We start from the raw sequence: 2665 nt of genomic DNA on the forward strand, positions 1-2665 counted from the left end.
ATCACTCGAGTAACATCTGCCATCAAACAAATAACATCTGCCATCAAACGAGTAACATCTGCCATCAAACAAATGACATCTGCCATCACACGAGTAACATGTGCCATCAAACAAATGACATGCTCCATCACACAGTGTACATGCGCCATCAAACAAATAACATCTGCCATCACACCAGTAACATGCGCCATCAAATAATAATCGTGCTTTATAATAAATTAGGGAGGGATATTCAAAAAGGAAGCTCTTCTTTTTTTAGAGTATTAGGGATATACCTCAATTTGCAGATGATAAATTAATTGAAAATTAATTATATTCGCCAATAAATAAGATGTAACGAAATCCCTGTGGGCTTTTGTTACATCGGTTCGCGAGCTTTGCGAATGTCCAAAGCCCTACGGGACTTCGTACATCTGCGAGTTTTGCAAAAAGCAAGACTCTTCGCAAAGCTCGCGAACCGTTATATGCCAAGCATAAATGAGCACTTTACTAAATTTGAATAAACATAGTATTATTAATGGAAGTAATTATTATTTGTGTTATAGTTGGTTATGCGGTTTTTCTTGGCTACTTGGGAAAGGATAGAGAGATTGGCTTCTGGAAGGCAATGGCATCAGGGTTATGGCGTAATTCGTTTTCATCAGAATCTGCAATCACACGTATTATGAAGTCACCTAAATTAAAATCCAAGACTAAATTTAATAAGCATAAAAATGGGAAAGACGGAAAGGGTCCAGGACAACCAAGTTCTGAAGATGGACTTCAACCAGCTAAATACAATGCAAATCAGGAATATAGTACACCACCACAATCTACCACAAACACAAATAGCAGTACAAGTGATACTGGTTCTGTTTTTTCAGGATCAGGCAGTGCGTATGATTCCAATTCTTATAACACACCAAGCGCAAGTGATAAGAAAACATCTGCCTCCAGTGGAACTAATTAAAAAATACACAATTGTAAATCGGAAAAAACATGAGAAATTTAAAAATACTTGTATCAGTAATTTTTTTTACATTTATTGTTGCTTTAATTTTTGAGGAAACCCCAATGTTAATTTTTTTTGGTTGGAAGCTCTTAGGCTTAATAGGATTTATAATTATTTTAGCGTTCATTATAGTACATTTCTTCGAAAAAAAAATAGCTGTTTTTTTTGCAGTTAAAAAAAATGAAATCAGCATACGTAAAAACTCGCCTTTAGCTTTAAGTATTGAATTTATGGTTGCAATCTTCTCGACACTTAGCTTGATTGATATTGCCCATATTTCTATCCCTCCAATCATTGCGTATATTTTTTTGATTTCCGTTGGAATGGTTATTGGCAGCTATTGGCAATGGATAAAAGGTAGTAAGTAAAGGTAGTAGGGTAGTGTTCCAATTTGCACTTACATTTTTAGGCTTCAAAAAAATAATTTTTCAGCAATGCAAAAGGAGCAGAACGCAGCTTACAAGTTTAATCAGTCACGAAGCACAACACACAAAACCAATGCTTCAGCTTCGCGCCTACGAGAACCCTCTTGGGAAACTTATATTTTGAACACAGTATCTGCGGAATAATGAAAAAAATAATAAGATACATTTTACTTAGCATTGTGGCTATTTCTATTGGTTGTATCGTGTTAGGAATTATACTTGCTCATAATTTTGCTTATAAAGAAACAGATTGTTATCCAAGAAGTGCTCCGCAAATTATGCCTTTTTTTAATGATTCAGTTTCAAATCAAATAATAATTTCATCCTTACGTACCGATAATCTTAATGACTCCTTTTGTTTTTTTCGTTACAAAAAATATGGCTTATTTCTGTGGGTAATTCATCAATACCAGAATGCCTGTTTATCGCAAGATGTTGATACTATTCAACAGAAGTATAATTCTGAACAATTAGTATTGTATTCAAACTGTCCTTTAGAAGATAGTTTATTTGATAGAATTTATTCAAAAGCTTTTTTGAGTAGTGATGTTAAGCTTGCTATAAGATTTAATGAATGTAAAAAAATTAATTGTTTGCATAATTCTGTTGATTATCAATATTACCATTTAAAAGCCAGTCTTATTTACATTATTTCTACGCCTCATACATATTACGATGCCTACATAAGTACGCGCAGTTACACAGATATGGATTTTTTAGTTAAATGTTTTAGAGACAAAGTATATATTATTGGGATGTATTCTCTATACAATAGGGATGTTTCCAATAATGATTTATTAAATATTTTGCGCAAAAACAAATTATGAAAAAAGAAAGAATTTTTGCCGATATTATTGATTTGTTTTTGGTTATTGTGATTGGAATCACACTGTCTTTCTATCTTTCTGATTTTATAGATTCGTTTTTAAAAAGTTCTAATGCCATTTTTATAGTGGGCGTATTAAGTCCTTTATTCTGCATTATTGCTTTTGATAGCTTTTTTAATTGTTTGTTTTTTGCTTCGCCAGGCAAATGGCTTTATAATTTAAAAATTACAACAAGATACAATGTGAATCCATTAAAGAAAACAATGTTGCTAAGGGGTGTTTTAAAGACCATTACCCTGATAACCTTTGTTGGAGCAATTATTACGATAATTTCAATTTCTGAAAATCGAAATAGTTGGTATGATGATGTTTTAGATTTAAAATTGGTATTTAAATAAGGTAAGGTGGTAGGGTTGGTAGTG

General features: G+C 32.5%; 5 protein-coding genes. 4 read left to right on the top strand and 1 reads right to left on the bottom strand.

Annotated elements, in window-relative coordinates; genetic code table 11:
* Nucleotides 1-191, bottom strand: a 191-nt coding sequence (locus ABIZ51_03810; protein MEO7087902.1) for a hypothetical protein, incomplete at its 3' end; no start/stop codon positions are given.
* A gap of 416 nt (nucleotides 192-607) precedes the next feature.
* On the opposite strand from ABIZ51_03810, the gene ABIZ51_03815 reads away from it, so the two are divergent.
* The 4 genes from ABIZ51_03815 to ABIZ51_03830 all read left to right on the top strand — a co-directional run bounded on the left by ABIZ51_03815 (nucleotide 608) and on the right by ABIZ51_03830 (nucleotide 2641).
* On the top strand, nucleotides 608-949 hold the full coding sequence (locus tag ABIZ51_03815; GenBank protein ID MEO7087903.1) for a hypothetical protein: 342 nt from the start codon (nucleotides 608-610) through the stop codon (nucleotides 947-949).
* 29 nt (nucleotides 950-978) lie between these two features.
* Nucleotides 979-1359, top strand: a complete 381-nt coding sequence (locus ABIZ51_03820) for a hypothetical protein (GenBank protein MEO7087904.1) — start codon at nucleotides 979-981, stop codon at nucleotides 1357-1359.
* A gap of 200 nt (nucleotides 1360-1559) precedes the next feature.
* Nucleotides 1560-2243 (top strand): hypothetical protein, encoded by a 684-nt coding sequence (locus tag ABIZ51_03825; GenBank protein ID MEO7087905.1) that lies wholly within the window; start codon nucleotides 1560-1562, stop codon nucleotides 2241-2243.
* A complete protein-coding gene (locus ABIZ51_03830; GenBank protein ID MEO7087906.1) occupies nucleotides 2240-2641 on the top strand; it encodes an RDD family protein in 402 nt (133 codons plus the stop codon). Before ABIZ51_03825 ends, ABIZ51_03830 begins: the two co-directional genes overlap by 4 nt.
* The last annotated feature ends 24 nt before the right edge of the window (nucleotides 2642-2665 follow it).

This window comes from Bacteroidia bacterium (assembly GCA_039924845.1).
GTDB lineage: Bacteria > Bacteroidota > Bacteroidia > DATLTG01 > DATLTG01 > DATLTG01.

What these genes read in the sequence shown, in the direction of transcription:
- ABIZ51_03815 (MEO7087903.1), top strand. Translation starts at nt 608, where the DNA reads ATGGCATCAGGGTTATGGCGTAATTCGTTTTCATCAGAATCTGCAATC.
- ABIZ51_03820 (MEO7087904.1), top strand. Translation starts at nt 979, where the DNA reads ATGAGAAATTTAAAAATACTTGTATCAGTAATTTTTTTTACATTTATT.
- ABIZ51_03825 (MEO7087905.1), top strand. Translation starts at nt 1,560, where the DNA reads ATGAAAAAAATAATAAGATACATTTTACTTAGCATTGTGGCTATTTCT.
- ABIZ51_03830 (MEO7087906.1), top strand. Translation starts at nt 2,240, where the DNA reads ATGAAAAAAGAAAGAATTTTTGCCGATATTATTGATTTGTTTTTGGTT.